This window comes from Pseudomonas sp. LBUM1648, from assembly GCF_059716145.1.
Genome location: NZ_CP166808.1, coordinates 1,781,590 through 1,803,655 on the forward strand (window position 1 = coordinate 1,781,590; position 22,066 = coordinate 1,803,655).

Below are 22,066 nucleotides of genomic sequence, written 5' to 3' on the forward strand. Positions count from 1 at the left end.
GGGCGAAGCTCCTGCGCAGAGGGAACGGGCAGGAGCTATCAGAGCGCTAAAGGATGAATTAGACACCTGTCAGATCTGACAGGTGGCGACGAGTGGTCATCAGTGCGAAGTAAATGTGGGTTGTCTCTGATAGATCTCAAACAGCTGAAACCAAATAAACCGCCGTCCCGATTGAACGGGGCGGCGGTTTTTTTGATCGTTCCCACGCAGAGCGTGGGAACGATCTTCAGGCCTGGGGGCAGCGGGCTAGTTCGGCAACTCCAGATTATCCAGCACCCGATTCACCGCCAGTTCCCCGAGCATGATCAGTTGCGCAATGCCCAACAGCGTCCTGCGCTGCGAGGCGGGTATGAGATGGGCAAAGTCATTGGCGATGGTTCTTGCTGAGGCGAGAGTTTCGCAAGCGTTGGCCAAGAGTTCCTCGTTTTTGAAGTCTGCGGTAACGGCGTACATCGCACGGGTTTTGCGTGGCGGTGGCGTGGAGCCGGGCGGGCAGAGATAGTGATCGAGGGCGCGGTCGGCGGCTTCGTGGAGCTTTTTCGAATCGAGGGATTCGTAGGGGGAGGTGGGGTCGGTTTCGGGCGGGTTGGGTGTTGGTTTGATCATGGTGAAGCTCCTTTGAGGGGGAGCCGCCAAATCCTGTCGCTAAACAGGAGGGGTGGCGGCTGTACGCAGGTTAGCGAACCGGTCAAAGGCACCCGGTAGACCGCGAGGGTCTCCCGCATACAGCCACCATAGAGACATTGCAGACATACAGATCCGCAACGAAGCCAGGAACGCTGATGCACCTTTAATCTGATCCGAGTCGCTAAACCCGATCGCTGATTGGTCAGCGACCGGACCACAATAGAACCCGACCCCAAGGTGCACAAGCCGGCGGATTCTGGCTTGGCTGTAGGCAATGGCGCAAGGATTTGTAGCCTTGGAGGCGTGTCAGAAGGTGTCTTTTAAACACCTGAGTTTAAAAGGCAAAAGAGTGGGCGACTGTCTGGATGACAACGTGATCGATCCCTGAAAGATTCTATGAGTGATATTTGAACTCTCCTTGAAAAATCCCAGCGGTTTGTCGATTTCGTCGGATTTGTGGCGCGATTTCTGAGGTTTACCTTTGGTCTGAAAGCGCGTCTTACCTGTCAGGTTTTACAGGTGTGGGAAGCGTGCCTTTGCGATTTGATTGCTGCGTGGTGTCGCACATTTAGTGCGCATCCTTTTTTGCGATGGCAAAGGAGAAGGGAAATGGCAGATGAAATGGAAGGTGAAGAGCTGAAGGGTGCATTCGTAAGCTATGACGAAAACACTGGCAGGGGCACTATTTATCCGGGAACGTACGATGAATACCTCGACATAAAAAGCAAACGTACAAAGTATTTCCCCGGACCGGATCTTCCGCGTGACCCTGACGACAGATGTTTTTACTTCCAGGTCCCTGAAGAGCTCAAACACAAACAGAGCTTCAAAGTCGGTAAGCCGGTCGAATATGATCGTGTGAGTACAGAGACGAAGGAAGTCACACGCCTCCGTTTTTAGTTTGATCGTTCCCACGCTCCGCGTGGGAATGCAGCCCGGGACGCTCAGCGTCCCCTCCAAAGCCGAACGCGGAGCGTCCGTTCAGGCATTCCCACGCAGAGCGTGGGAACGATCTTCAGGCCTGGGGGCAGCGGGCTAGTTCGGCAACTCCAGATTATCCAGCACCCGATTCACCGCCAGTTCCCCGAGCATGATCAGTTGCGCAATGCCCAGCAGCGTCCTGCGTTGCGAGGCGGGTATGAGATGGGCGAAGTCATTGGCGATGGTTCTTGCTGAGGTGAGTGTTTCGCAAGCGTTGGCCAGTAGTTCCTCGTTTTTGAAGTCTGCGGTAACGGCGTACATCGCACGGGTTTTACGTGGCGGCGGCGTGGAGCCGGGCGGGCAGAGGTAGTGATCGAGCGCGCGGTCGGCGGCTTCGTGGAGCTTTTTCGAATCGAGGGATTCGTAGGGCGAGGTGGGATCGGTTTCGGGCGGGTTGGGTGTTGGTTTGATCATGGTGAAGCTCCTACAGGTGAGGCCACCAAAACCCGTCGCTAAACAGGAAAAGGTGGCGGCTGGACGCAGGTTAGCGAACCGGGTGTAGGCGCCCGGCAGACCCGAAGGTCTCCCGCGCACAGCCGCCATGACATCAATTGCAGGCAGAGTGTCTGCAATGGAGTTTGGAGCGCTGGTGCGCCTACACAGATTCGGGTCGCTAAACCCGATCGCTGATTCGTCAGCGACCGGTCCACGATAGAGCCCGCCTCCAAAGCGCACAAGCCGGCGGATTCTGGCGTAGCTGTAGGCAATGGCGCAAGGATGTGTAGCCTTGGAGGCGTGTCTGGAGGTGTCTTTTAAACACCTGAGTTTAAGACGCAATTTTCGCTGACTTCACTGGCCCCTTCGCGAGCAGGCTCGCTCCCACATTTGGAATGCATTCCAATCCCGCATTTTGGTTTGTATTTCATTCCATATTTGGAATGCGGTTCCCTGTGGGAGCGAGCCTGCTCGCGAAAGGGCCAGCCCAATCAGCAAAAAATTCCCCGCCAACCCGCTCTATTTCATTCCCCGGCAAAAGTTGGAAGGCTTCTTGCAATAGCCGCCGTGAGCCCGCTCTGGGCGTCAAAAGTTTGCTTTAAAGGAACGGGGAAAACCGGTGGATCGCTCTCAGTTATTCAACACTGCTCGCACTAATGTTGCCGACCTCAGTCGAGGCAATCTGGGCGTGCCGTTGTTGCTGCTGGTCATGTTGGCAATGATGATGTTGCCGATCCCGCCGTTCCTGCTGGACGTGTTTTTTACCTTCAACATTGCTCTGTCGATCGTCGTCCTGCTGGTCTGCGTTTACGCGCTGCGGCCGCTGGATTTTGCGGTGTTCCCGACCATTTTGCTGGTCGCGACATTGCTGAGGCTGGCGTTGAACGTGGCGTCGACGCGGGTGGTGATGCTCCACGGGCAGGACGGCCACGCCGCCGCCGGTAAGGTGATCCAGGCCTTTGGTGAAGTGGTGATCGGCGGTAACTACGTGGTCGGTATCGTGGTCTTCGCGATCCTGATGATCATCAACTTCGTTGTGGTGACCAAGGGTGCCGGGCGGATTTCCGAGGTGAGCGCACGTTTCACCCTCGATGCAATGCCTGGCAAACAAATGGCCATCGACGCCGACCTCAACGCCGGCCTGATCGACCAGAACCAAGCCAAGTCGCGCCGTCAGGAAGTCGCCCAAGAGGCCGAGTTCTACGGTTCGATGGACGGTGCCAGCAAATTCGTTCGCGGTGACGCCATCGCCGGTTTGCTGATTCTGTTCATCAACCTCATCGGCGGCATGGCTGTCGGTATCTTCCAGCACAACATGACCTTCGCCGACGCCGGCAAGGTTTACGCCTTGCTGACCATTGGTGACGGTTTGGTGGCGCAATTGCCATCACTGTTGTTATCCACAGCGGCAGCGATCATGGTGACCCGTGCTTCCGGTTCGGAAGACATGGGCAAACAGATCAACCGTCAGATGTTCGCCTCGCCGAAAGCGCTGGCGGTGGCTGCTGGTTTGATGGCGGTCATGGGCCTGGTGCCGGGCATGCCGCACTTCTCGTTCCTGAGCATGGCTGCACTGGCCGCCGGTGGCGCGTATCTGTTCTGGAAGAAGCAAAACGTCGTCAAGGTGCAGGCGCTGCAAGAGGTCAAGCGTCAGCAGGAACTGCTGCCGTCGCCGGCCCGCGCCATGGAAACCAAGGAGCTTGGCTGGGACGACGTGACCCCGATCGACATGATCGGCCTGGAAGTCGGCTATCGCCTGATTCCGCTGGTGGACCGCAATCAGGGCGGACAATTGCTGGCGCGGATCAAGGGCGTGCGCAAGAAGCTCTCGCAGGATCTGGGCTTCCTGATGCCCACTGTGCACATTCGTGACAACCTCGATCTGGCGCCGAGCGCCTATCGCCTGACCCTGATGGGCGTGATCCTTGCTGAAGCCGAGATCTACCCGGATCGCGAACTGGCGATCAACCCGGGCCAGGTCTACGGCACGCTCAACGGCATCAACGCCAAAGATCCGGCTTTCGGTCTGGAAGCGGTGTGGATCGAAATCAGCCAACGGGCGCAGGCGCAATCCCTCGGTTACACCGTGGTTGATGCGAGCACTGTGGTCGCGACCCACTTGAACCAGATTTTGTACAAGCATTCCAGTGAGCTGATCGGCCACGAGGAAGTGCAGCAACTCATGCAATTGCTGGCCAAAAGCTCGCCGAAACTGGCCGAAGAGCTGGTGCCGGGTGTGGTCTCGCTGTCGCAACTGCTCAAAGTGTTGCAGGCGCTGCTGGCCGAACACGTGCCGGTACGCGATATCCGCAGCATTGCCGAAGCTATCGCTAACAACGCCGCGAAGAGTCAAGATACCGCCGCGCTGGTGGCCGCCGTGCGGGTCGGCGTATCGCGTGCCATCGTCCAAAGCATTGTAGGCACTGAGTCCGAGCTGCCTGTGATCACATTGGAACCAAGGTTGGAACAAATATTGCTCAATAGTCTGCAGAAGGCAGGACAAGGCTCGGAAGAGGGCGTTCTGCTGGAGCCAAGCATGGCCGAGAAGCTGCAACGGTCGCTCATCGAAGCGGCGCAGCGTCAGGAAATGCAAGGTCAGCCGGTGATCCTGTTGGTAGCAGGCCCGATTCGCGCGATGCTTTCGCGCTTCGGTCGCCTCGCAGTTCCGGGGCTGCACGTGCTGGCCTACCAGGAAATCCCGGACAACAAGCAAGTGACGATCGTTGCGACAGTAGGGCCCAACGGCTGAGGTAGTGGTTTATGCAAGTTAAGCGTTTTTTCGCCGCCGATATGCGTCAGGCCATGAAGCTGGTTCGTGATGAGCTGGGCGCTGATGCCGCCATCATTGGCAACCGCCGCATTGCCGGCGGCGTCGAGCTGACGGCGGCGCTGGATTACAAACTGTCGGCGCTGGCGCCACGGGTTCCGAACATGGAACTTGAGGATGAATTGCGCAAGACCCAGTCGCGTATCGTCACTGCACAAGCCGAACTGAGCCTGCGTGGCGAAGCCGACGGCAATAGCAATCGCCAGATCTTTGCCGGGCTGCCGTTGACCGCTGGCCTGCCGCTGACTGCCGCCGAACCGTTGAGCGAGCCGACTTACGCTGCGCCAGCGCGTCCAGCCCCGGCACCTGCGCAATCGTCTGGCGGTGTTGATCCGCGTGCACTGGATTCGATGCGTTTTGAATTGAACAGCCTGCGCGAGCTGATGGAAGTCCAGCTCGGCACCCTGGCCTGGAATCAGCTGCAAGGCAGCCGCCCGGCGCAAGCCAACCTGTATCGCCGTCTGCAACGGATCGGTCTGTCCGGCCCGTTGTCGCGCGACTTGCTGGCGATGATCACTGATATCGAAGAACCTCGTCAGGCCTGGCGCATGTTGCTGGCGCACCTGGCGCGGATGATTGCCGTACCGGAAGTCGAGCCGCTGGAAGAGGGCGGTGTGATTGCGATGGTCGGCCCTGCCGGCATGGGCAAGACCACCACGCTGGCCAAGCTTGCTGCGCGCTATGTGCTCAAATACGGCGCGCAGAACGTCGCGCTGGTGAGCATGGACAGCTTCCGCATCGGCGCTCAGGAACAACTGAAGACCCTGGGCCGGATTCTCAACGTGCCGGTAACCCACGTCGATCCGGGCCAGTCGCTGGTCCAGGCGCTGGATCCGCTGCTGCGCAAACGCGTGGTGCTGATCGATACCGCCGGCCTGCAAGCCAGCGATCCGGCACTGCGCATGCAGCTCGAAAGCCTGGCCGGTCGTGGCATTCGTTCAAAAAATTATCTGGTCTTGGCAACCACCAGCCAGAAACAGGTTCTAACCGCCGCTTATCACAGTTACAAGCGTTGCGGGCTCGCCGGGTGCATCCTGACTAAACTGGATGAAACGGCCAGCCTTGGCGAAGTGTTGAGCCTGGCGATCAGTCATGAATTGCCGGTCGCGTACCTGACCGATGGCCCACGGATTCCGGATGATTTGCATCTGCCGCGCCGTCATCAACTGGTCAGCCGCGCCGTCAGCGTGCAAATGCAGGAAGAACCCAGCGAAGAAGCCATGGCTGACATGTTCGCTGATATCTATCACAGCCCGACCAAGCAGGTAGGCTGAGGTATTCATGAACAGTTTTTGTACCTACATCGATGGTCTGCCACGCATTGTTCCGGTTGTGAACGCGCAGCCAGTAATGTGGCCTCCGTCTATGCAAGACAAGGTAAAGAAATAACATGGGCAGCATGCATCCCGTACAGGTGATCGCGGTGACCGGCGGCAAAGGTGGCGTCGGCAAGACTAACGTGTCAGTGAACTTGTCTCTGGCGCTGGCAGAGCTTGGCCGTCGGGTCATGCTGCTGGACGCCGATCTGGGGCTGGCGAACGTCGACGTTCTGCTGGGCCTGACGCCCAAACGCACGCTGGCCGACGTGATCGAAGGCCGCTGCGAGCTGCGCGACGTTTTGTTGCAAGGCCCGGGCGGGATCCGCATCGTGCCCGCTGCGTCCGGCACCCAGAGCATGGTTCACCTCAGCCCGGCGCAACATGCCGGTCTGATTCAGGCCTTCAGTGACATCGGCGACAATCTCGACGTTTTGGTGATAGACACCGCTGCGGGTATTGGTGACTCGGTAGTCAGTTTTGTTCGCGCCGCGCAAGAAGTGTTGCTGGTGGTCTGCGACGAGCCGACCTCGATCACTGACGCTTACGCCCTGATCAAGTTGCTCAATCGCGATTACGGCATGAACCGCTTCCGCGTCCTGGCCAACATGGCCCAGAGCCCGCAAGAAGGTCGCAACCTGTTCGCCAAATTGACCAAGGTCACGGATCGTTTTCTTGACGTGGCCCTACAATACGTCGGCGCCGTGCCTTACGACGAAAGCGTGCGCAAGGCGGTGCAGAAGCAGCGTGCGGTCTATGAAGCCTTCCCGCGCTCCAAGTGCGCGCTGGCGTTCAAGGCGATCGCCCAGAAGGTCGACACCTGGCCGCTGCCTGCCAACCCGCGCGGCCACCTTGAGTTTTTCGTCGAACGCCTCGTGCAGCAAACGGCAGGGCCTGTGCTATGACCGCCAGCGGTATGAATTACTACAAGAAGTCGGCACGTGACGCGCAGTACGAATTGATCGAGCGTTACGCGCCACTGGTAAAACGCATTGCCTATCACCTGCTGGCGCGATTGCCGGCGAGTGTGCAGGTCGAGGATCTGATCCAGGCCGGGATGATCGGTCTGCTCGAAGTCTCGACCAAATATGACGCCAGCAAAGGCGCCAGTTTCGAAACGTACGCGGGCATTCGAATCCGCGGCGCGATGCTCGACGAAGTGCGCAAAGGGGACTGGGCGCCACGCTCGGTTCACCGCAACACCCGTATGGTCAGTGACGCGATTCGTGCAATTGAAGCTAAAACCGGCCGTGATGCTAAAGATCACGAGGTTGCGGCCGAACTCCAATTGAGTCTCGACGATTACTACGGGATTTTGAATGACACCCTGGGCAGCCGCTTGTTCAGTTTCGACGACCTGTTGCAGGACGGCGAACACGAAGGGCTGCACGAGGATGGCGCCAGTGCTCATCTTGAGCCGTCACGCGATCTGGAAGATGAACGCTTCCAGGCAGCGCTGGCGGACGCGATTGCCAATTTGCCGGAGCGTGAGCGACTGGTGTTGGCGCTGTACTACGACGAAGAGCTGAACCTCAAGGAGATCGGTGAAGTCCTTGGCGTCAGTGAATCGCGGGTCAGCCAGTTACACAGCCAGTGCGCGGCCCGTTTGCGGGGGCGTTTGGGGGAGTGGCGAGCGCGCTGAAGGCAGTGTGGGGACACTGCGAACGAGGCTGGTGCGGTGATAAACGGCACCGGTCTTGCTCTGTTGTGCTCCAGACAGTCTTCGAGTGCTGCGCCGATTGATTGAAGTGGCGCGTCCAGGTGCTGGGCGCGTTTAAGACTGCTTGGAGGTCGAATTGAACAAAGACATGAAAATCCTCATCGTTGATGACTTCTCAACGATGCGGCGGATCATCAAGAACCTGCTGCGGGATCTTGGGTTCACCAACACCGTAGAGGCCGACGATGGCGTCACCGCCATTCCGGTACTCAACAGCGGCAGCATCGACTTTCTGGTAACGGACTGGAACATGCCGGGCATGACCGGTATCGATCTGCTGCGTCACGTGCGTGCCGATGAAAAACTCAAGCACCTGCCAGTGCTGATGGTGACCGCTGAAGCCAAGCGCGAGCAAATCATCGAGGCCGCTCAGGCCGGTGTGAACGGCTACGTGGTCAAACCTTTCACGGCTCAGGCGTTGAAAGACAAAATCGAGAAGATTTTCGAACGCATCGGCTGATGACGCGCGGGGGAGCTATGGAGCATAACGAATCTTCACAGGGCGATTTCGAATCGACCCTGAAAAAACACGCGGTCGAACTGGTCGAGAGCCTTGAAAAAGGCAGGTTCGGCGACGCTGTGCAACTGATCCATGAGCTCAATCAGACCCGTGACCGCGGCCTGTATCAGGAAGTGGGCAAGCTCACACGCGAACTGCACAGTGCGATCGTCAACTTCCAGATCGATCCGCACATGCCGCAGGCCGAGGAAGTGTCGCAAATCACCGACGCCACCGAACGCCTGGGCTATGTGGTCAAGCTGACAGAAGCCGCGGCCAACCGCACCATGGATCTGGTGGAAAGCGCCACGCCGGTGGTCAATGGTCTGGCTGAAGAAGCCCAGGCCTTGAGCACCGATTGGGGTCGTTTCATGCGTCGTGAAGTCGGGGCTGAAGAGTTCCGCGAACTGGCGCGCCGGGTCGACGGTTTTCTGTCGCGCAGCAGCACGGACAACCGTGCGGTGTCGAGCAATCTGAACGACATCCTGCTGGCTCAGGATTATCAGGACCTTACCGGTCAAGTGATCAAGCGTGTGACCCAACTGGTCACCGAAGTCGAAAGCAATTTGCTCAAACTCGTCCTCATGGCCAGTCAGGTGGACCGCTTTGCGGGCATCGAACATGACCGTGCGGCGATGCTTGCAGAAAAAGATCCACAAAAACATCTCTCGCAGGGTGAAGGTCCGCAGATTCATGCCGATAAACGAGAAGACGTTGTGTCCGGTCAGGACGATGTGGACGATTTGTTATCCAGCCTTGGATTCTAGAGTTTTTGAATTTTAGGTTTTTTGGGTTTTTAGACCTGTAGGAGCACCCCATTAATGAGCTTCGGCGCCGATGAAGAGATCCTTCAGGATTTCCTGGTTGAGGCCGGCGAGATTCTTGAGCAACTGTCCGAACAACTGGTCGAGCTGGAAAGCCGTCCGGATGACGCAGATCTGCTCAACGCAATTTTTCGCGGTTTTCACACTGTAAAAGGGGGCGCCGGCTTCCTTCAGCTCAACGAGCTGGTGGAGTGCTGTCACATCGCCGAAAACGTGTTCGACATCCTGCGCAAGGGTGAGCGTCGCGTTGATGCAGAACTGATGGACGTTGTCCTCGAAGCACTGGACGCAGTGAACAGCATGTTCAGCGAAGTCCGTGAACGTGCCCCGATCACCGCTGCGACTCCGCAACTGCTGGCTGCACTGGCACGTCTGGCCGAGCCGCAAACGGCGGATGAAGCCCCGGCTTCGCCAGTGGCCGAGATGATCGAGGAACTGGTCGTCGAGGGCGATTCTGGCGACATCACCGATAACGAATTTGAACAGCTGCTGGACTCGCTGAACGCCGTCAAGGCCGAAGCCGAGGCCCCGGCCGCTGCTGCACCTGCGCAAACTGCCGATGCGGCAGCCAGCGATGAAATCACCGATGCCGAGTTCGAGTCGTTGCTCGATCAACTGCACGGCAAAGGTCAGTTTGCAGCCGACGCGGTCACGCCAGCAGCGGCCAAACCTGCGGCACCTGCGGCGGGCGACAGTTCGGACATCACCGACGACGAATTCGAAGCACTGCTCGATCAGTTGCACGGCAAAGGCAACTTCGCTGTTGAAGCGCTGGAGTCGGCAATTGCTTCGGCACCTGCTGCGCCTGCCGCTCCGGTGGCTGCCGCTGCCGGCAGTGATCTGATCAGCGATCACGAGTTCGAATCGCTGCTCGACGAATTGCACGGCAAAGGCAAGTTCACTGAAGTTGGCGCCGCTGCTGCAGGCTCCGCTTCGACAGTCGCCACGCCTGCCGCGAAGGCACCGGTCGCTGCTGCACCGAAACCTGCCGCCAAGCCTGAGCCAAAAGCTGAAGCGCCAAAACCGGCTGCCGCTGCTGCACCGGCTCCGGCCCGTGCTCCGGCTGCACCGCCACCGGAAAAACCGGCGAGCGAAGCCGAGACCACCGTGCGGGTCGACACTGCACGTCTCGACGAAATCATGAACATGGTCGGCGAGTTGGTGCTGGTGCGTAACCGTCTGGTGCGCCTGGGTCTCAACAGCGGCGACGAAGCCATGCAAAAGGCCGTGTCGAACCTCGACGTGGTCACGGCTGACTTGCAGACCGCGGTGATGAAGACGCGGATGCAGCCGATCAAGAAGGTCTTCGGGCGCTTCCCGCGTCTGGTTCGCGACCTCGCGCGTCAGCTCAAGAAAGAGATCAACCTGGAATTGGTCGGCGAAGAAACCGACCTCGACAAAAACCTTGTCGAGGCTCTGGCCGACCCGCTGGTCCACTTGGTGCGCAACGCCGTCGACCACGGTATCGAGTCGCCGGAAGAACGTGAAGCGTCGGGCAAGGCCCGTGGCGGTCGCGTGGTACTGGCAGCCGAACAGGAAGGCGACCACATCCTGCTGTCGATCTCCGATGACGGCAAAGGCATGGACCCGAACGTCCTGCGTGCGATCGCGGTAAAACGCGGCGTGATGGACAAGGACGCGGCCGATCGCCTGAGCGACACCGAGTGCTACAACCTGATTTTCGCTCCGGGCTTCTCGACCAAGACCGAGATCTCCGACGTGTCCGGCCGCGGTGTCGGCATGGACGTGGTGAAGACCAAGATTTCCCAGCTCAACGGTTCGATCAACATCTACTCGACCAAGGGCCAGGGCTCGAAGATCGTCATCAAGGTGCCGCTGACCTTGGCGATCATGCCAACCCTGATGGTGATGCTCGGCAATCAGGCGTTCGCGTTCCCGCTGGTCAACGTCAACGAAATCTTCCACCTCGATCTGTCGACCACCAACGTCGTGGACGGTCAGGAAGTGGTGATCGTGCGGGACAAGGCATTGCCATTGTTCTACCTCAAGCGCTGGCTGGTCAGCTCCGCCGCTCACGAAGAGCAGCGCGAGGGCCATGTGGTGATCCTTTCGGTGGGCACGCAGCGGATCGGCTTCGTCGTCGATCAACTGGTTGGCCAGGAAGAAGTGGTCATCAAGCCATTGGGCAAAATGCTGCAAGGGACTCCGGGCATGTCCGGCGCCACCATCACCGGTGACGGCCGCATTGCACTGATTCTCGATGTTCCAAGCATGCTCAAGCGTTACGCCGCACGGCGTATTTGAATCCGGGGCGGCGGGGCGACGATGCCCCGCTGCACCTAATGGAGTGTTTATGGCAGTCAAAGTCCTGGTGGTGGACGATTCGGGTTTTTTCCGCCGCCGCGTCTCGGAAATTCTTTCAGCGGATCCGAGCATCCAGGTTGTCGGCACGGCAACCAACGGTAAAGAGGCGATCGATCAGGCCATGGCCCTCAAGCCGGACGTGATCACCATGGACTACGAGATGCCAATGATGGACGGCATCACGGCAGTGCGGCACATCATGCAGCGCTGCCCGACCCCGGTGTTGATGTTCTCCTCGCTGACCCACGAAGGCGCCCGGGTAACCCTGGATGCGCTGGACGCCGGCGCGGTGGATTTCCTGCCGAAGAATTTCGAAGACATCTCCCGTAACCCGGAGAAGGTCAAGCAACTACTGTGCGAGAAGGTTCACAGCATCTCGCGCAGTAACCGTCGTTTCAGCGCTTACAGCGCGCCAGCCCCGACCGCAGCGCCTGCACCTGCGGCAGCTCCGGCTGCGTCGAGTTACAGCAGCCACAGCACTGCTGCTCCGGCACGTCCGGCACCCGCGCCTGTTCCTGCTCGCGCATCGGCTGCCAGCGCTTCGTCGCCGGCACCGAAACGCAAGGCCTACAAACTGGTTGCCATCGGCACGTCGACTGGCGGCCCGGTTGCGCTGCAACGAGTATTGACTCAGTTGCCGGCGAACTTCCCGGCACCGATCGTGCTGATCCAGCACATGCCAGCGGCGTTCACCAAGGCTTTCGCCGAGCGTCTGGACAAGCTCTGCCGTATCAGCGTCAAGGAAGCCGAGGATGGCGACATCCTGCGTCCGGGCCTGGCGCTGCTCGCTCCGGGTGGCAAGCAGATGATGATCGACGGCCGTGGTGCGGTGAAAATCCTCCCGGGCGATGAGCGTCTGAACTACAAGCCGTGCGTGGACATTACTTTCGGTTCCGCCGCGAAATCCTACGGTGACAAAGTTCTGGCGGTCGTACTGACCGGCATGGGCGCCGACGGCCGCGAAGGCGCGCGTCTGCTCAAACAGGGCGGTAGCTCGGTGTGGGCGCAGGACGAAGCCAGTTGCGTGATCTATGGCATGCCGATGGCCATCGTCAAAGCCGACCTCGCTGATGCGGTGTACGGTCTGGACGATATCGGCAAGCACATCGTCGAGGCCTGTATCTGATGGATGTTCTAAGCCTTATCGGCATCATCATGGCGTTCGTCGCCATCATCGGCGGCAACTACCTTGAAGGTGGTCACCTCGGTGCGCTGGCCAACGGCCCGGCGGCGCTGATCGTAGTGGGCGGCACCATCGGTGCTGCGCTGTTGCAATCACCGATGAGCGCGTTCAAACGCGCCATGCAGATCCTCGCCTGGATCTTCTTTCCGCCGCGTGTGGATCTGGCCGGCGGCATCGACCGCGTGGTCAACTGGAGTCTTACCGCACGCAAGGAAGGCCTGCTGGGTCTGGAAGGGGTGGCCGATGCCGAACCCGACAGCTACTCGCGCAAAGGTCTGCAACTGCTGGTCGACGGCGCCGAGCCGGAAGCGATCCGCAGCATCCTTGAAGTGGATTTCTACACCCAGGAAGCCCGCGACATCGAAGCGGCCAAGGTCTTTGAAAGCATGGGCGGCTACGCGCCGACCATCGGCATCATCGGCGCGGTGATGGGCCTGATCCACGTGATGGGCAACCTTGCCGACCCGACGCAACTGGGTAGCGGCATCGCCGTGGCATTCGTCGCGACCATTTATGGCGTGGCCAGTGCCAACCTGATCCTGCTACCGGTGGCGGCCAAGTTGAAGTCAATCGCGTTGCGGCAGTCGCGTTATCGCGAAATGTTGTTGGAAGGCATTCTGTCGATCGCCGAAGGTGAAAACCCACGCTCCATCGAGTTGAAGCTGCAAGGCTTCATGGACTAAGGGAATAACCTCATGGCTCGTCGCAGACATCAGGAAGAACACGTCAACCACGAGCGCTGGCTCGTTTCCTACGCGGACTTCATTACCTTGCTGTTCGCGTTCTTCGTGGTGATGTACTCGATTTCGTCGATCAACGAAGGCAAGTACAAGGAAATTTCCGAAGCGCTGGTCGGGGTCTTCAAGGATTCCGACCGCGCGCTCAAACCGATCCCGATTGGCGACGAACGACCGAAGACCGTGACCCCGGCCAAGCCGCTGGTCAAGGACGCCGAGCAGATCGACGCCGGTATCGCCGGTGCCAGCGATCCGCTGAAAAGCATTGCCGACGATATCAGCGCGGCGTTCGGCGACCTGATCAGCTCCAACCAGATGACCGTGCGCGGCAACGAGTTGTGGGTCGAGATCGAACTCAACTCCAGCCTGTTGTTCGGCAGCGGCGATGCCATGCCGAGCGACATTGCGTTCAACATCATCGACAAGGTTGCGGCGATCCTCAAGCCGTTCGACAACCCGATCCACGTCGAAGGTTTTACCGACGATCAACCGATCCGCACCGCGCAGTACCCGACCAACTGGGAGCTGTCCTCGGCGCGCTCGGCAAGCATCGTGCGCATGCTGGCGATGCAGGGTGTGAATCCCGGCCGTCTGGCTTCGGTGGGTTACGGTGAGTTCCAGCCAGTGGCCAACAATGCCACCGCCGAAGGTCGAGGGAAAAACCGTCGTGTGGTGTTGGTGGTGTCGCGCAATCTCGATGTACGCCGCAGCCTCACGGGCACCGGAACCGCCAACGCGCAACCGGATGCCGCACTGAAGCGCGCTGGCACACAAACTGCACCGACCCCGGTCAAGACGCCGGGACGCGAGAGTGCCGTCAATTCTCCGTCGCCCGCATTAATACGCTGAGCCATGTCTCGGTCGAGCATCTCGGCCGGGAGGAAAGAAACGAATGAGAGTCTGGGCAGTCGCCAATCAAAAGGGTGGTGTTGGTAAAACCACATCTTCCATCGCTTTAGCCGGTTTGCTGGCAGAGGCGGGCAAGCGCGTGGTTGTGGTCGATCTCGACCCGCACGGCTCGATGACCAGTTATTTCGGTTACGACCCCGACAGCCTGGAACACAGCAACTACGACCTGTTTCTGCACAAGGGCACCGTGCCGCAAGGCCTGCCGGGGCAACTGTTGCTGTCGACCAGTGACGAACGCATTTCCCTGTTGCCGTCCAGCACCGCGCTGGCCACCCTCGAGCGTCAGTCGCCGGGGCAGAGTGGTCTGGGCCTGGTGATCGCCAAGAGTCTGGCGCAGCTGTGGCAGGACTTCGATTACGCCGTTATCGACAGCCCGCCGTTGCTTGGCGTGCTGATGGTCAACGCCCTCGCGGCGAGTCAGCAACTGGTGATCCCGGTGCAGACCGAACACCTGGCTGTCAAAGGCCTGGAGCGCATGGTCAACACCCTGGCGATGATCAACCGCTCGCGCAAACAGGCGCTGCCTTTCAGCATTGTGCCGACGTTGTTCGACCGCCGTACTCAGGCATCGCTCGGCACCTTGCGTGTGTTGCGCGACAAATTCCCGGACGAGATCTGGCAGGGTTACATCCCGGTCGATACTCGTCTGCGCGACGCCAGCCGCGCCGGTGTCACGCCTTCGCAATTCGACGGCAAGAGCCGTGGTGTGCTGGCTTATCGCGCGCTGCTCAAACATCTGTTGGCGCAACAACTTGTTCCGCAGGTGGCATGAGCATGAATCGGCCGCTGAAATCGACGTCGAAGCCGCAGTTGGCGTTGCAGTCTTATCTGGACAGTTTGTTGGAGGAGATTCCCGACGAATTGCCGGCGCAGATTGCGGCACAGCCTGAGGTGATTGAAAGCGCTGAAGCGCTGGATGAATTCCAGGCTGCCGTGCTGGAAGAGCAGGCGCGTGATGCGCAGAAAGCCGCCAAACCTGTCACGCCGGTTGCCGCGCCTGCGATGGCGCCAGTTGCCAAAGCACCAGTGACGTTGATCGAAGAAGCCGAACCGGTTCGCGCATCGGTCTCGACGTTGGCACCGCTGCTGCAAACTCAGTTGCTGAAGACCACACCGGAACCGGCAGTGGTCGAGCCTGCGCCAGTCGTGCCCGCACCCGTCGAACAGACGCTGGTGCCGCCACTGGTGGAAGTGCATCTGCCGCCGAGCAATACACCGCCGCCGGTGGAAACCGACGGCCGTCCGGCCTGGGCCTCCGAAGCGTTCGAATGTTTGCTGTTCGACGTTGCCGGGCTGACCCTTGCCGTGCCGCTGGTGTGCCTCGGCTCGATCTATTCGCTGGCCGGTCACGAGCTGACACCGCTGTTCGGTCAGCCGGAATGGTTCCTCGGGATTCTGCCGAGCCAGGCCGGCAACCTGAAAGTGTTGGACACCGCGCGTTGGGTCATGCCGGATCGTTATCGTGATGACTTCCGTCAGGGTTTGCAGTACGTGATTTCGGTACAAGGTTACGAGTGGGGCCTGGCGGTGCATCAGGTCAGCCGTTCGTTGCGTCTTGATCCGAATGAAATCAAATGGAGAAGTCACCGGGGTCAGCGGCCATGGCTCGCCGGCACCGTGATTGAGCACATGTGTGCATTGCTGGACGTTTCCGCACTGGCCGAGTTGATCGCCAGCGGTGGGGCAAAGCACTTGGGTGGCAGCAAGCCGCTACATAAACCGACATAGCAGCCGACATAACAATCAGGCGACGGCATTGTTGAATGCCGCCACACAGAACACACACCGCTCAGTGCGGTTTTTTCGAGGGGTCAGGGTATGAGTAGTCAGGCGACGAATGCAAAAGGTTCTGAAGATCCGATCCTGCAATGGGTGACCTTCAAGCTGGACAACGAAACCTACGGCATCAACGTGATGCGCGTTCAGGAAGTGCTGCGCTACACCGAAATCGCTCCGGTGCCGGGCGCGCCAAGCTACGTGCTGGGCATCATCAACCTGCGCGGTAACGTGGTCACCGTAATCGACACCCGTCAGCGCTTCGGCCTGATGAATGCCGAGATCAGCGACAACACCCGTATCGTCATCATCGAAGCCGACAAGCAAGTGGTCGGGATCATGGTCGACAGCGTGGCGGAAGTGGTTTACCTGCGTCAGTCGGAAATCGAAACCGCACCGAACGTCGGTAACGAAGAGTCGGCCAAGTTCATTCAAGGCGTGTGCAACAAGAACAACGAACTGCTGATCCTGGTCGAACTGGACAAGATGATGAGCGAAGAAGAATGGTCGGATCTGGAGAACATCTGATTGATTCTCGAGGTTGCGGTCATTGTCCTGTTCCTCTTCTGGGCAGGCACGCTGGCGATGTTTCTGGCGTACATCAAGGCGCAGCGGGTCATCGCTGCGCAACAGGCTCAGGGCGATGCGCTGCGTGATCAGCGCATCAAGGACCTGGCCAAGCGCGTTGACGACTACCAGAACGGTAATGTGCACATGGGCGAGGCCCTGCACGAGCTGCGCGCGGTAGTCGGTCCGTTGCCGGACAAAATTGTTCAGCTGGAACAGCGCGACCCGTCGAGCCTGTCGTTCGCCCAGGCGGCGAAACTGGTGGGCATGGGCGCGAGCGTTGATGAACTGACTCAGTCCTGTGGTTTGACCCAGGCTGAGGCGGAGTTGATGCGCAAGTTGCACAAGAGCTGATTTTTGCGCTCAAGCTCAAAGCGCTATTCGCGAGCAGGCTCGCTCCCACATTCGATCGCATTCCTCCAGTAGGAGCGCGGCCAAATGTGGGAGCGAGCCTGCTCGCGAAAGCGCCTTTGAAACCTCAGTAATCATCCCCGCGATCGGTGACGTCCTTCTCGACCATCGGCGCATCCGGATCCCGTCCCTCGGGGAATTTCCCTTTCAGATTCCACGCAAACGCGATGATCTCGGCGATGGTGCGGTACAGCTCCTCGGGAATGCTGTCGCCCAACTCCATGCGCGCCAACAGCCGCACCAGTTCAGCATTTTCATAGATCGGCACTTCGCAGTCGCGGGCGATCCGCAGGATTTCTTCGGCCAGTTCTTCGTCGCCCTTGGCGGTGAGGGTCGGGGCGTGGTTGCCGTCGTACTTGAGGGCGATGGCCTGGCGTGGAGCGGTAGTGTCATTCATGCGGTTTCGTCGACCCAGCGGTGTTCGAGACGGGTTTGGTTGCCTTGCGGCGGGGTGCCGAGGTGGCAGTCGAGATCGCCGACATTCAAGCCGCGATCCAGCAGACGCTGACGCAGCGCGGCCAGATTGTTTTCGATCAGGTCGGCGGTGTAAGGCCGTTCGGCCCACAGCTGACTCGACAGGCTGCCGGCGATCAACTGCGCCTGAATCTGCATCGGCCCGAGCGGCTCCATGTCGAACGCCAGATCGACGCGCCACAGTTGTTGCTTCGGTTCGCGTTCGTCGCGGCGCTCGTCGGGTTGGGGGTCTTTCTGCGGCGCTTCTTCGCGCTGGAACTTGACCTGCAATGGCACGATGTCCTGCAAGTTGCGCATGGGGATTTCCAGTTGCCAAGTGCTGAGCAGGCGGCCGTCATCGGTGACGCCGGTCTGTTCCAGGCTCGACAGTTGATGGCTTTGCAAGCGTGACACCGCAGCGGCGGCGAGGCGCAGCAATTGCTCCAGATCGCCTTCGCCTTCCAGGCTTTGCAGCAAGCGGTCGGGCAGGGGGAAGCTGCTCGGCACGGGTTTCGCGCTGACCTGGCCGAGGGTGCCGAGCGCGTTGCGCACGAAGCTCGGCAGCGCCTGCGCCAGGGTGTTGGCGGCGATGATGGCGTTGAAACTGGTGCTGCTCGGCAGGCCCGGGGTCAGTTGTGCGATCAGCTTGAGCAGATCGGCTTTCATGTCCGGGGCCAGCGTTGTGTTTTGCCCGGTGAGCAGTTTGGCTTCGAGGAAGGCGCCGCTGTTGGCCAGTGCCAGGGCGACACCTTTGGCAGTGCTCATCTGCTGCACGTCTGGCAGGCTGGCGAGCAGTTTGTCGACCACGGCGCGCAAATCCGCCGATGTCTGATCGGTGGCTGGCGGCAGGCTTTGCAGCGCATTCAACAAACCGTTCAGTGACGCCTGGCGACTCTGCTGGCCGACCAGTTGCTGACTCACCGCCAATTGTTCCTGGCGGTTGCTCAAGGGCACGAACTTGAGGGTTTGCGAATCCTGCACCAGCGCCGAGAGCAAAGTCCCGATGCGCAACGGCTGCGGGCTGTCGATCGTCAATGTGCTCCCGCTCAACGCCGTGTTGAGCAAACTGACCATCGAACGAAAAACCGTCGCTTGCCCCGGCGTCTGTGGCAATGCCTGCGACGTCACGACTTTGCCTTGCAGCAGCGTGCCCACCGGCAATTGCGCAGTATCGATGCGGGTGAGGGTGGCGACGCTGCTGGCAATCGCCTGTTGTACGGTAATCGCCAGATTACCCGCTGACGGTTGAGTGATTGCCAGACTGGTGCCTTGCGCCAGCGGTAGATTGCTGGTCGCTTGCACGGTGGTCTGGCGGCCGCTGTCCAGTGTCACCTTCAGCAACAATTGAAAGGTCTGATCTGCCTGTTTAAGCGACAACACCTCAGCCTTGGCGCTTTGCCCGGCACCGATCAAGCCTTCGACTGGCGTCAGCAGCTTGAGCAGTTCGCCGACCTGCGGGCGAGCGGTCGCCGGGGTGGTTGGCGGGAGCGGGAGGATGTTCATTTCGCCTGTCATACGCGGACACAACCTGAGGAAATTGCACTCTTGAGAGTAAGGCACGGCATGTATAATGCCGCCCGTCTTGCGCTTCGTTCAAAAAAACATAGCAATTGTTTGACGCAGCTCTCTAGATCGAGCCGTCAATGCATCTATGCTGCATCTCTTTAACGGCCGCGCCAGAGCCGACTTGAACCGTATAAGGCCCGTGATCCCTTGACCAGTCCTGTCCTGCAAACCGTTGCCCTCGCGTGTGAGCGAGACCTGCGACTGCTCTTCGAAAATCTCGAATTGAGACTGGCCAGTGGCGATATGGTGCAGATCAGCGGTCCCAACGGCAGCGGTAAAACCAGCCTTTTGCGATTGTTGTCCGGTTTGATGCAACCGACCAGCGGCCAGGTGTTGCTCAACGGCCAGCCCTTGACCGAACAGCCCGGCGAACTGGCGCGCAACCTCTTGTGGATTGGCCATGCCGCCGGGATCAAGGATCTGCTGACCCCGGAAGAAAACCTGTCCTGGCTCTGCGCCCTGCATCAACCCGCCGAACGCGAGGCGATCTGGCAGGCACTGGCAGCCGTAGGATTGCGCGGATTCGAAGATGTTCCCTGCCACGCGCTTTCCGCCGGCCAGCAACGCCGCGTGGCGCTGGCGCGGTTGTATCTGGACAGCCCGCCGCTGTGGATTCTCGATGAGCCGTTTACCGCCCTCGACAAGCAGGGCGTGGCGCAACTGGAAGAACACCTGGCCGGGCACTGTGAGCGCGGCGGCCTCGTCGTCCTGACCACCCACCACACCCTGAGCCGGATGCCGGCCGGTTATCGCGACATCGATCTGGGGAACTGGGCAGTATGAGTGTGTTCGGCCTGCTGGTTGCCCGTGAGTCCCGACTGCTGTTTCGCCGCCCGGCGGAACTGGCCAATCCGCTGATTTTCTTTGCCATCGTCATCGCTTTGTTCCCGCTGGCCGTCGGCCCGGAAACTCAAGTCTTGCAAAACCTGTCCCCGGGGTTAGTCTGGGTGGCCGCACTTTTGTCGGTCCTGCTTTCGCTGGACGGGCTGTTTCGCAGTGATTTCGAAGACGGGTCCCTGGAACAGTGGGTCCTTTCGCCGCACCCGCTGCCTCTTCTGGTCTTGGCCAAGGTGCTGGCACACTGGCTTTTTTCCGGACTGGCACTGGTGTTGCTCTCGCCCTTGCTGGCGTTGATGCTTGGTTTGCCTGCCGCTTGTCTGCCGGTGTTGCTGCTTTCGTTGCTGCTGGGGACACCGGTGCTGAGCTTGCTCGGCGCGGTGGGCGCGGCACTGACGGTCGGTTTGAAACGTGGCGGCCTGTTGCTGGCGCTGCTGATTCTGCCGTTGTACATCCCGGTGTTGATCCTTGGCAGTGGCGCCCTGCAAGCGGCGTTGCAAGGCATGCCGGCGACCGGGTATCTGCTGTGGCTTGGTAGCCTGACCGCCCTGGCGATCACCCTGACACCCTTTGCAATAGCGGCTGGCCTGAAGATCAGCGTCGGCGAATAATGAGGTCTGGTTAAAATTTAACCAGCAAAGACCCTGAGACCGCTCACACTGATGAGCGGCAACCGTGATGGAAACAGTATGAACTGGACCTGGTTTCACAAGCTCGGCTCGCCCAAGTGGTTCTACGGCATCAGCAGCAAGTTTTTGCCGTGGCTGAGCATCGCTGCGTTGCTGTTGATTGGCGTTGGCGTCGTCTGGGGCCTGGCCTTCGCGCCGCCGGACTATCAGCAAGGCAACAGCTTCCGCATCATCTATATTCACGTACCTGCCGCGATGCTCGCTCAGTCGATTTACGTGATGCTCGCGGTGTGCGGCGTGGTGGGTCTGGTTTGGAAGATGAAGCTGGCCGACGTCGCCCTGCAATGCGCCGCACCGATCGGCGCGTGGATGACCGCCGTGGCGCTGGTCACCGGGGCGATCTGGGGCAAGCCGACATGGGGCTCGTGGTGGGTATGGGATGCGCGGCTGACCTCGATGCTGATTCTGCTGTTCCTGTATTTCGGCGTGATCGCGCTGGGCAACGCCATCAGCAACCGCGACAGCGCCGCCAAGGCTTGCGCGGTGCTGGCCATCGTCGGCGTGATCAACATCCCGATCATCAAATACTCGGTGGAGTGGTGGAACACCCTGCACCAGGGCGCGACCTTCACCCTCACTGAAAAACCGGCGATGCCCGCCGAAATGTGGCTGCCGCTGCTGCTGACGGTGTTGGGCTTCTACTGTTTCTTTGGTGCCGTGTTGTTGCTGCGCATGCGCCTTGAAGTGCTCAAGCGCGAAGCCCGCGCCAGTTGGGTCAAAGAAGAAGTGCAGAGCAGTCTGGAGGCCGCGCGATGAGTTTTGCTTCATTCGGCGACTTCCTCGCCATGGGCCATCATGGCCTGTATGTCTGGTCGGCCTACGGCATCTGTCTGGCGGTGCTGATCCTTAACGTGGCGGCGCCGATCGCGGCCCGCAAGCGCTATCTGCAACAAGAGGCGCGTCGTCTGCGCCGGGAGAACGGCAAGTGAATCCGCTGCGCAAGAAACGTCTGATCATCATTCTGGCCATTCTGGTCGGGGTCGGCGCTGCCGTTGGCCTGGCCTTGAGTGCCCTGCAGCAGAACATCAACCTGTTTTACACCCCGACCCAGATCGCCAACGGCGAAGCGCCGCAGGACACGCGGATTCGTGCCGGCGGCATGGTCGAGAAGGGCTCGCTGCAACGTTCCCCGGATTCGCTGGACGTCAAATTCGTCGTCACCGACTTCAACAAGGCTGTGACCATCACCTATCGCGGCATCCTCCCGGATCTGTTCCGCGAAGGGCAGGGCATTGTCGCTCTGGGCAAAATCAACGCCGACGGCGTGGTCGTTGCCGATGAAGTGCTGGCCAAGCACGACGAGAAGTACATGCCGCCGGAAGTGACCAAAGCGTTGAAAGACAGTGGCCAATCCGCTCCGACCCAAGCGAAGGAGGGTTGATTG

The 22,066-nt window shown here is 59.8% G+C and carries 24 protein-coding genes; 20 read left to right on the forward strand and 4 right to left on the reverse strand.

All coding sequences use genetic code 11. From position 1 onward, the window contains the following. Positions 1–246: 246 nt before the first annotated feature. Positions 247–606: a DUF6124 family protein gene (locus tag ACA043_RS08155; RefSeq protein WP_401271978.1), complete on the reverse strand. Its 360-nt coding sequence runs from the start codon at positions 604–606 to the stop codon at positions 247–249. Positions 607–1,236: 630 nt separating this feature from the next. On the opposite strand from ACA043_RS08155, the gene ACA043_RS08160 reads away from it, so the two are divergent. Continuing rightward, on the forward strand, positions 1,237–1,527 hold the full coding sequence (locus ACA043_RS08160) for a hypothetical protein (RefSeq protein WP_497658954.1): 291 nt from the start codon (positions 1,237–1,239) through the stop codon (positions 1,525–1,527). Between the two features lie 135 nt (positions 1,528–1,662). On the opposite strand, the gene ACA043_RS08165 is transcribed toward ACA043_RS08160, so the two are convergent. Beyond that, positions 1,663–2,022, reverse strand: coding sequence for a DUF6124 family protein (locus ACA043_RS08165; protein ID WP_497658955.1), 360 nt, complete (start codon positions 2,020–2,022; stop codon positions 1,663–1,665). A gap of 640 nt (positions 2,023–2,662) precedes the next feature. On the opposite strand from ACA043_RS08165, the gene flhA reads away from it, so the two are divergent. The 14 genes from flhA (at position 2,663) to ACA043_RS08235 (ending at position 17,080) form a co-directional block, all read left to right on the forward strand. Beyond that, positions 2,663–4,792, forward strand: a complete 2,130-nt coding sequence (flhA, locus tag ACA043_RS08170; RefSeq protein WP_187677392.1) for a flagellar biosynthesis protein FlhA — start codon at positions 2,663–2,665, stop codon at positions 4,790–4,792. Positions 4,793–4,803: 11 nt separating this feature from the next. Further along, positions 4,804–6,144, forward strand: coding sequence for a flagellar biosynthesis GTPase FlhF (gene flhF / locus ACA043_RS08175; RefSeq protein ID WP_008077677.1), 1,341 nt, complete (start codon positions 4,804–4,806; stop codon positions 6,142–6,144). Between the two features lie 116 nt (positions 6,145–6,260). Next, complete coding sequence (fleN, locus tag ACA043_RS08180; protein WP_003222917.1) at positions 6,261–7,091, forward strand: flagellar synthesis regulator FleN; 831 nt, start codon at positions 6,261–6,263, stop codon at positions 7,089–7,091. Then, the gene (fliA, locus tag ACA043_RS08185) at positions 7,088–7,828 is read left to right on the forward strand and encodes an RNA polymerase sigma factor FliA (protein ID WP_003222919.1); all 741 of its coding nucleotides are present in this window, start codon (positions 7,088–7,090) and stop codon (positions 7,826–7,828) included. The genes fleN and fliA overlap by 4 nt, the downstream gene beginning before the upstream one ends. 166 nt (positions 7,829–7,994) lie before the next feature. Then, entirely contained in the window at positions 7,995–8,366 is a 372-nt protein-coding gene (locus ACA043_RS08190) for a chemotaxis response regulator CheY (RefSeq protein WP_161986607.1), read from the forward strand. A gap of 17 nt (positions 8,367–8,383) precedes the next feature. Further along, the gene (locus ACA043_RS08195; RefSeq protein WP_027613919.1) at positions 8,384–9,172 is read left to right on the forward strand and encodes a protein phosphatase CheZ; all 789 of its coding nucleotides are present in this window, start codon (positions 8,384–8,386) and stop codon (positions 9,170–9,172) included. Positions 9,173–9,226: 54 nt separating this feature from the next. Beyond that, a complete protein-coding gene (locus ACA043_RS08200) occupies positions 9,227–11,494 on the forward strand; it encodes a chemotaxis protein CheA (RefSeq protein ID WP_187677393.1) in 2,268 nt (755 codons plus the stop codon). Between the two features lie 49 nt (positions 11,495–11,543). After that, the gene (locus ACA043_RS08205) at positions 11,544–12,680 is read left to right on the forward strand and encodes a protein-glutamate methylesterase/protein-glutamine glutaminase (RefSeq protein ID WP_187677394.1); all 1,137 of its coding nucleotides are present in this window, start codon (positions 11,544–11,546) and stop codon (positions 12,678–12,680) included. Further along, positions 12,680–13,420, forward strand: coding sequence for a flagellar motor protein (locus ACA043_RS08210; protein WP_187677395.1), 741 nt, complete (start codon positions 12,680–12,682; stop codon positions 13,418–13,420). Before ACA043_RS08205 ends, ACA043_RS08210 begins: the two co-directional genes overlap by 1 nt. Before the next feature lie 12 nt (positions 13,421–13,432). Further along, positions 13,433–14,323, forward strand: a complete 891-nt coding sequence (gene motD / locus ACA043_RS08215) for a flagellar motor protein MotD (RefSeq protein ID WP_187677396.1) — start codon at positions 13,433–13,435, stop codon at positions 14,321–14,323. Between the two features lie 43 nt (positions 14,324–14,366). After that, positions 14,367–15,155, forward strand: a complete 789-nt coding sequence (locus tag ACA043_RS08220; RefSeq protein ID WP_187677397.1) for a ParA family protein — start codon at positions 14,367–14,369, stop codon at positions 15,153–15,155. A gap of 2 nt (positions 15,156–15,157) precedes the next feature. Continuing rightward, a complete protein-coding gene (locus ACA043_RS08225) occupies positions 15,158–16,111 on the forward strand; it encodes a CheW domain-containing protein (protein ID WP_497658956.1) in 954 nt (317 codons plus the stop codon). 90 nt (positions 16,112–16,201) lie between these two features. Next, positions 16,202–16,687: a chemotaxis protein CheW gene (locus tag ACA043_RS08230; RefSeq protein ID WP_010456928.1), complete on the forward strand. Its 486-nt coding sequence runs from the start codon at positions 16,202–16,204 to the stop codon at positions 16,685–16,687. Then, on the forward strand, positions 16,688–17,080 hold the full coding sequence (locus ACA043_RS08235; RefSeq protein ID WP_401271677.1) for a DUF2802 domain-containing protein: 393 nt from the start codon (positions 16,688–16,690) through the stop codon (positions 17,078–17,080). A gap of 124 nt (positions 17,081–17,204) precedes the next feature. Here ACA043_RS08235 and ACA043_RS08240 read toward each other — a convergent pair whose 3' ends face one another. Then, the gene (locus tag ACA043_RS08240; protein WP_401271680.1) at positions 17,205–17,534 is read right to left on the reverse strand and encodes an EscU/YscU/HrcU family type III secretion system export apparatus switch protein; all 330 of its coding nucleotides are present in this window, start codon (positions 17,532–17,534) and stop codon (positions 17,205–17,207) included. Continuing rightward, a complete protein-coding gene (fliK, locus tag ACA043_RS08245) occupies positions 17,531–19,105 on the reverse strand; it encodes a flagellar hook-length control protein FliK (RefSeq protein WP_497658957.1) in 1,575 nt (524 codons plus the stop codon). Before fliK ends, ACA043_RS08240 begins: the two co-directional genes overlap by 4 nt. A gap of 198 nt (positions 19,106–19,303) precedes the next feature. Between fliK and ccmA the strand changes: the two genes are divergently transcribed. The 5 genes from ccmA (at position 19,304) to ccmE (ending at position 22,063) form a co-directional block, all read left to right on the forward strand. Beyond that, positions 19,304–19,939, forward strand: a complete 636-nt coding sequence (gene ccmA, locus ACA043_RS08250) for a cytochrome c biogenesis heme-transporting ATPase CcmA (protein ID WP_489878529.1) — start codon at positions 19,304–19,306, stop codon at positions 19,937–19,939. Further along, entirely contained in the window at positions 19,936–20,604 is a 669-nt protein-coding gene (gene ccmB, locus ACA043_RS08255) for a heme exporter protein CcmB (RefSeq protein WP_085710502.1), read from the forward strand. The genes ccmA and ccmB overlap by 4 nt, the downstream gene beginning before the upstream one ends. Before the next feature lie 78 nt (positions 20,605–20,682). Then, a complete protein-coding gene (locus ACA043_RS08260) occupies positions 20,683–21,438 on the forward strand; it encodes a heme ABC transporter permease (RefSeq protein WP_187677403.1) in 756 nt (251 codons plus the stop codon). Continuing rightward, positions 21,435–21,611 (forward strand): heme exporter protein CcmD, encoded by a 177-nt coding sequence (gene ccmD / locus ACA043_RS08265; protein WP_011333085.1) that lies wholly within the window; start codon positions 21,435–21,437, stop codon positions 21,609–21,611. The genes ACA043_RS08260 and ccmD overlap by 4 nt, the downstream gene beginning before the upstream one ends. Further along, entirely contained in the window at positions 21,608–22,063 is a 456-nt protein-coding gene (gene ccmE, locus ACA043_RS08270) for a cytochrome c maturation protein CcmE (protein ID WP_187677404.1), read from the forward strand. Before ccmD ends, ccmE begins: the two co-directional genes overlap by 4 nt. Positions 22,064–22,066 lie beyond the last annotated feature (3 nt).